We start from the raw sequence: 7,199 nt of genomic DNA on the forward strand, positions 1-7,199 counted from the left end.
GGATATTGTTTTTTTAATGTTAAATTTCATATCCCAATTTCATATTCGTAATTTATTTGTTTAAATGTGATAATAATGGAATATATTATATTTAGTTTCAATGTTAAATTTTCTTACTTATTGTTTGGCGGGTTACATTTTTATAACTTTTAAACAGAAAAACCACCTGTTTAGGTGGTTTTTAATGTTGCTATATTTTAATTATTTATCCCAAAATATCTTTGTAGTTAATTTATCACCGCCAATTGATGTTGAAGCGGCGTTATAATTTGTTGCATTCAAGGTTTGTTCTCTAATAGGATATGCCATTCTCGATGGGACTTGACCTGCAGCAGCAGCATCTGCATTTGCTGGTGGTGCAAGAACAGGGAAGTTTAATCTTCTTGTAGATGTCCATCCTTCAAAGCCTCTATTGAATAATGCATACCATGCTTGTTCTCCTACTTTTTGTTCCCATGTTCCTGTTGCAGTTGCATAAGCTACTGTAGGTTGAAGTAAATAAGCGTCTGCTTCTTCTGATGAAATACCCCAATCCGCCATAGATGCTCTAATTGCAGCTTCGTAATGTGTGGCTATATCACCGCTTACAGCAATTCCTCTTCCGGCAGCTTCGGCACGTAAAAATTCTACTTCTGCATAGTCTAATAAAGTACCGCTAAAGTCTGGAGCTTTTATTTTGTCGCTTGCATGTGTAAATCTAGATTGGCTATTTTTAGATCCAACTATTCCTCCTTTGTAGCCTGTAATTGTAACTAAGTCACCATCTGCATTAGTATCCTTATAAGTTGGTCTGAAATAGGCAGTTTTTCTTGGATCATTTAGAGTAACTAAAGCATCAACAAATGGTTTAGCAACAACAAAATCATTTCTTCCTGAGAATACCATGTCTACATAAAGCGGATTGGTATTAGGTAGATTTACCATGTATGGTAATTTAGCATTGTCAGCATTAGATGTAAATGCACCTGTAGATCCAGATATGATTGCAGCATCAGCAATTGCAGATTCTAAACCAGAAGCTTTGAGGTTTACTCCTAATTTTAATTTAATACTATTTGCAAATTTAATCCATGCATCTAAATCATCTTTATAGATAACATCAGCATCTCCAAATGCAGATTTTGAAACATCTATGTTAGTGATGTCATTATTTAAACGAACAAGCAGGTCTTTATAAATATCTACAGCTTTATCATATTTAGGAAGGTAATTTCCTGATCCTTTCAACGCTTCAGAATAAGGGATATCGCCATATGTATCTACTAATATTTGATAAGTATATACAGATAAAATATCAATAAGGATCAATTGGTTTTTTTTGATAATGGTTTTTTGTGCAAATTCAGGATCTGTAGAAATGATTACCTCTTTGTCTATGAAATCTTTTGCTTGAGCCAGTTCGGCTAAACTTCCAGCGTACAGTCTGTCCCAGTGATTGTCAGAAATTTTACGAGTTACCCAGTTATATGTAGATTCATCCAGATAAGTAGTCTCTGTCCATTGTTGGTTAACTAATCTAAATATGTTCTTGTTTACATTGGTATTAACAAGTTGTTCTGTTAAGCTTTTTTCCGCATTAGTGAATAATGTGCTTGCGGGTACTACAGAAGGGTTTTTTACATCTATATTTAAGTCTGTTAGGCTATTATCATCACATGAAACTGTGAGAATCATAATTCCTAAAGCATATATTATTTTTTTCATTTTTACTGTATTAAAATTTGAATGTTAAGTTAAATCCAATATCTCTGGTTGTTGGTAATGATCCAACTGAATAACCTCTAGAGCTATTTCCTGAAGATAATCCGCTTTCTGGATCTGCATAAGGTAGATTTTTACTGATTATCCATAGATTCGATCCTACAAGACTTGCTGAAGCAGAGCTTAAAAATGTATTGTCGAACATGTTTTTAGGGAAGTTGTAAGTAATAGATACTTCTCTTAATTTTACGAAAGAGGCATCATAAATAAATGTTTTGTTTGGGGCAGCTTGATAACCTAAGCTATTTGCGATTGATCCTCCTTTTGTTTTTACGGTGTTAGGAGTTCCGTTTGGCGCTACTCCAATGTTTAATGTTCCATTTTCTCTAATGTCGCCTACAGCAGTTTCTTTATATAGTCCTGATGCAAGACCATAATACATATCTAAAGAATAAATGTCTCCACCTTTTTGAGTGTCAATTAAAAAACCAAAAGTTAAATTTTTATAACTAAATTTATTTCTAACACCACCAATCCAATCTGGAGTTATGTTCCCAATTGTATTGCTTGAGTTTGTTGATATTAAATACTTTCCTGTAGCTTGATCTATTGTTGGCTGTCCATTTGTGTATATGTAATCAGTTCCTTTTAATGCTCCATAAGCTTCTCCAGGGGCTGCGTTAACTGTAACTCCTCCTTGGAAAGATCCTAATTGAAGGTTGTCTAAGCCGTTTGGTAAAGAGATAACCTTACTTTTGTTATTAGACCAGTTTACAATAATTTCCCAGCTAAAATCTTTTGTTTTAATTGGAGTTCCGCTTAATTGTATCTCTAAACCTGTGTTTTCTATATTTCCACCGTTAACTAATCCGGCAGTGTAGCCAGAAGCAGAAGAAACTGCTGCTGAAACGATTTGATCTACTGAATTTGTTTTGTAGTAAGTAATGTCAAATCCTAATCTTCTGTCTAATAAACTTGTTTCTAATCCAACTTCGAAAGATTTTGTTCTTTCAGGTTTAAGATTGGGATCTTTGTTGATACTACGGAATGGGAGTAGTAATGAGTTTGTGTAAAGAGGTTGTCCCTGAAAGTTTGAAACTCTTGTGTAAGTATTGTTTAGTTGTAATGCATCTGCATCATTTCCAACTTCAGCATAATTCACTCTGAATTTTCCAAGGTTCAACCAGTTTGCTTTTACTAGATTTGAGAATAAAAATGATCCTGAAACCGCTGGATAAACATATGAATTATTATCGTCTGGTAATGTAGATGAAATATCTCTTCTTATAGAAGCATCTAAGAAATAGGTGTCTAAAAATCCTATTGATCCTTGCGCATAAATACCATTAACACCCGAAGAAATTTTTGCTTCTTTTGGGAACGGTAAGTCTAAACGAGAATTTGATAATGCGTATATTCCGGGAACAACTAAACCACCAACTGTTGATGCTAGTACATTTTCTCTGTCATTTCTTCTTACGTTTGTTCCTATAACTCCATTAACGCTTATATCTTCGCCAAATTTTTTATTAAAATTTAACATAAAATCATAATTAATCTCTTGAAAATTTATGTCATTTCTTTGGTAGCCCGATGATTCGTCAACTGGCGAAAGACCAAATCCTGAAGCGATAGATCCAATTGCTCTTCTTTCTTCTTGAAGTTGTTTGTAAGTATCTAATGAAACTCTTCCTAAGGCACTTAACCATGGAGTGATTTCATAGTTCAGAGATGCATAGCTAAACAAGCGTGTTCTGTCATCGGATGAGTAATTTTGATAACGAGTAAAATAAGGATTATCCCAATAAGCAGGTACTAAACCTGATGGATCAGTAGGATCAGTCCAGTTCCATGTAACGTTTTGACCACCTGATGCAAAATAAACATCTTTTAGGGCTTTAACATCTGTATTTGTTTGCCACCATTGTCTAAAATTACTCATGATGTTGTCATTGTATCCAGTTGAGTTTCTACCCACTGTGCTTTGTAGTGTAACAGAAGCGTATGCGTTAGCAGTAAGTTTGTCAGTTACTTTTTGACTGAATCTTGCGCTTATTTGGTTTTTCTTCAGTTCACTATTTGGTAAAATACCAGTTTGGTTTGTGTTCACATACGTTAACGATAAGCTTGATCTTTCTGTAGACTTTTCTAAAGATATGCTGTTAACAAATGTGTGAGCATCATTGAAGAATTCTGAAGGACCATTTTTTGCAGCTGCCCACGGAGTAGCTTTGCCGTAATTTGGCGAAAATGGTGTAAAAGCGTCCCATTGGTAAACTGGTTGGTTGTCAAATGCATCTCCATCTGATGCGTCATTTGATGTGTCTACTGTGTCAGGTGTTCCTGTTCCTAAAAAAGATGATCCAAAACCATAACCAGATCCGTATTTGTTTTGGTATTCAGGAAAAGTTTTTTTGTCAATACTTCCATTGGTGAATCCGCTTGAAAAAGAGAATCCTATTTTGTTATCGTTTGATTTTCCTTTTTTAGTTGTTACCATTACAACACCATTGGCAGCTCTTGAACCGTAAAGTGCTGTTGCAGCAGCGCCTTTAAGAATGTTAATGCTTTCGATGTCTTCCTGGTTGATGTCGGATGCGTTATTTCCGTAATCGTAACCTCCGCCACCAACTTGTTGAGAAGATGCATTTGAATTCGAGTTATCAATTGGTACCCCATCAATTACCCAAAGAGCTTGATTATTTCCTGTAAGAGACTTGTTTCCTCTTATTACTACATTTGTAGATCCACCAAAGTTGTTATTTCTTTGAACTTCCACACCTGCAGCTTTACCAGATAAAAGATTAGCAACGTTAGCATTTCCTGCTCCTCCATTGATGTCTTTTCCGGCAATTTGTTGAGAAGCATATCCTAAAGATTTTTTTTCTCTTTTAATACCCATGGCAGTTGTTACTACAACTCCTTCAAGTTGTTGTGCGTCTCCTGATAATTTTGTGTTAACTTGTGATGAGCTAGCTGGGATTTCTTGCGATTTCATTCCAATGTAGCTAAATACTAAAACTTGACTAGGTGTTGCTTTGATGGAATATTTACCATCAAAATCAGTTTGTGAGCCATTTTTTGTGCCTTTAACTAATATACTCACACCAGGTAGGGGCATGCCTTCGTCATCGGTAACAATTCCCGAGACCATTCGTTCTTGCGCAAATGTAAGTTGCGCGATTAGTACTAATAGTAGTACTAAAAATCCATTAAACTTTAGTTTCATATTAACAATTATTTTGAATTAGTATTGCTAATCTCATAATAATTTGTTAATGATGCAACTTTTTTTTAGCAATTTTTTATAAAAAATCAAAATTTAACATTGTAACAAATTGTTAATATACTGTTATGAAATTTTATTTCCTCATTTTGAGTGTCTCCATTAGCGATTTGTATTTTTAAAAGACCATTATTTGTTAGTAGTCCTAATCCGATACCAAAAGATAGTAAATTTCTTATTTTTATAGAATTAAGAGCAGTTGATTTATCTTGGTATATTCCGTAATCAAGAATAGTGTGTAGGTATAAATTTGAAGTGGTCAGGTATCTGTACTCGGTAATAAGTAAATTGTAGTGGTTTGCTTGTAAACTGTTTTCTTGAAAACCTCTTATGGAATTAAGGCCGCCAAACCGAGACAATTCGTTTGATATGTAATTGTTGCTTTTCAAAAAATAATTTTGCGAATTAAATAAAATAAAATTCTTGTTGTTTAATTCAAAATTATAAGATAAATTTAAAATTGTAAAAAATTGCTGGCTTGAATCCACTGTTTCGAGACTTTTGTTGGTATTCCTTTTTCCGTAGCCCAATGTGCAATTTAGTAGTATTTTTTTAGGAAATAAATTGCTGTTTTCTGGCTTTTTGTATTCATAAGTTGAGGTCATGTAGGAGTTCTTAAAATCACTAATTGTTAAGTTGTTGGTGTTTTGGATGTCACTTGATTCTGTAGATTGATATCCTAAATATATTTTCGAATTATAATTAATATAGTAGCCTAAGTCAATTGCTGTTTTAGAGTTTTGAAATGTACTGTCTTGTTTAAAAATATTTAATTGAGCTTTTATTCCCAATGAAGATTTGAATATGTATGGAATTTCTATTTTTGCATTAAAAGTTGTTTGTTTGTTGCCGTCACTTTTCCAATACAATGAAAATTGTTCTCCAGCTTTAAGAGTGTTAATTAGTGTTATGTCTAAATATCCATTAAGATTTATTTTTTTGTTTTGATCATTTGTAAATCCAATGTAGCCATCGAACGTGTTTGCTTTTTTTTTATCCAGATAGGTGTATATTTTTGTTGAATCTTTGGTAAACAATATTTCTGGATATTTTGTCTGTGTGATAAATTCATAATTGTTCAGATCAGTATATAGTTCTTTAACCGTCTCCTGATTAAAAACTCTGTTTGTGTATTTTTTATTCAGTTGTTTTAAATGTCCTTTGGGAAAATTATCCTTACGATTGGCATTTGTATAATTTATAATAACGGAATTTATATTGCGTTTTTTTTCGGTATTAAAATTTAAACTGGCATAAATTATTGAATTCTTTCTCTGAATGTTTTCAAGTTTTATCTTAGTAAGTGCAAATCCTGATTTTTCAGCTTTAATTATTATTCGGTTTAAATAGCTTTCCGTTTGTTCATACGGAATTTTTAAGGTGTCGTTTTTTATTTCTGACGGATCCAAAAAAGCATTATTTATACCTATATATATATGCATATATTTTGTTCTTTCTTTTAGGTTGATTATGGCTAGATAAGTGCTATCGTTTATTCTTTTGTTTTCTAATAAGTTATTGTCTAAATATCCCTTTTTGGAAAGTTTTACTGATGAATTATATATCTCTTCAAATAAGGATTTTAAGTTTGGATGTTTTGTTAAGTAGTTTAATGAATCAATTATTTTAGTTTCCGTTATATTAGTTCCTCCTATTTTTAAATAAAAATTTTGGGCATACGTGTTTAGGGCAACACTAAGAAATAATATGTATAGGGTTGGTTTCAAATGTAAATAGTTGATTTATTAAATATATTGCAAATATCTATTATTTGTTTGTAAAACTTTAAGCTTAAATAATGTTATTGAAAATTAATAGTTTAACGTTTGTATAGTGAAAAATATTTTATACATTTGCAACCCCGTAAAAAGCGGGAATTTAATATACATAATAAATTTTTAGTATTAATTATGCCAACAATTCAACAATTAGTAAGAACAGGAAGAACTCAGATCACTAAGAAGAGTAAATCGGTTGCTTTAGATTCTTGTCCTCAAAGAAGAGGGGTTTGTACGCGTGTTTACACTACTACACCAAAAAAACCAAACTCTGCAATGCGTAAAGTTGCGCGTGTACGTTTGACAAATGGTAATGAGGTGAATGCTTACATCCCTGGAGAAGGACATAATCTGCAAGAGCACTCGATAGTATTAGTGCGAGGTGGAAGGGTAAAAGATTTACCAGGTGTTAGATATCATATCGTTCGTGGAGC

4 protein-coding genes are annotated in these 7,199 nt (G+C 32.8%); 1 reads left to right on the plus strand and 3 read right to left on the minus strand.

The genetic code is table 11. The features are described 5' to 3' along the window. Positions 1-201: 201 nt before the first annotated feature. The 3 genes from ABI657_RS04080 to ABI657_RS04090 all read right to left on the minus strand — a co-directional run bounded on the left by ABI657_RS04080 (position 202) and on the right by ABI657_RS04090 (position 6,714). Entirely contained in the window at positions 202-1,704 is a 1,503-nt protein-coding gene (locus ABI657_RS04080; RefSeq protein ID WP_348095966.1) for a SusD/RagB family nutrient-binding outer membrane lipoprotein, read from the minus strand. Between the two features lie 10 nt (positions 1,705-1,714). Beyond that, positions 1,715-4,930 carry a SusC/RagA family TonB-linked outer membrane protein gene (locus ABI657_RS04085; RefSeq protein ID WP_348095967.1) on the minus strand — a complete coding sequence of 1,072 codons (3,216 nt, stop codon included), beginning with the start codon at positions 4,928-4,930 and terminating at the stop codon, positions 1,715-1,717. 86 nt (positions 4,931-5,016) lie between these two features. Beyond that, on the minus strand, positions 5,017-6,714 hold the full coding sequence (locus ABI657_RS04090; protein WP_348095968.1) for a hypothetical protein: 1,698 nt from the start codon (positions 6,712-6,714) through the stop codon (positions 5,017-5,019). A gap of 183 nt (positions 6,715-6,897) precedes the next feature. On the opposite strand from ABI657_RS04090, the gene rpsL reads away from it, so the two are divergent. Further along, the coding region (gene rpsL, locus ABI657_RS04095; RefSeq protein WP_348095969.1) for a 30S ribosomal protein S12 at positions 6,898-7,199 on the plus strand (302 nt) is incomplete at its 3' end.

It is taken from the genome of Flavobacterium sp., assembly GCF_039930565.1.
GTDB lineage: Bacteria > Bacteroidota > Bacteroidia > Flavobacteriales > Flavobacteriaceae > Flavobacterium.

Coding starts and splice junctions, on each gene's coding strand:
- ABI657_RS04080 (WP_348095966.1), bottom strand. CDS start 1,704: ATGAAAAAAATAATATATGCTTTAGGAATTATGATTCTCACAGTTTCA.
- ABI657_RS04085 (WP_348095967.1), bottom strand. CDS start 4,930: ATGAAACTAAAGTTTAATGGATTTTTAGTACTACTATTAGTACTAATC.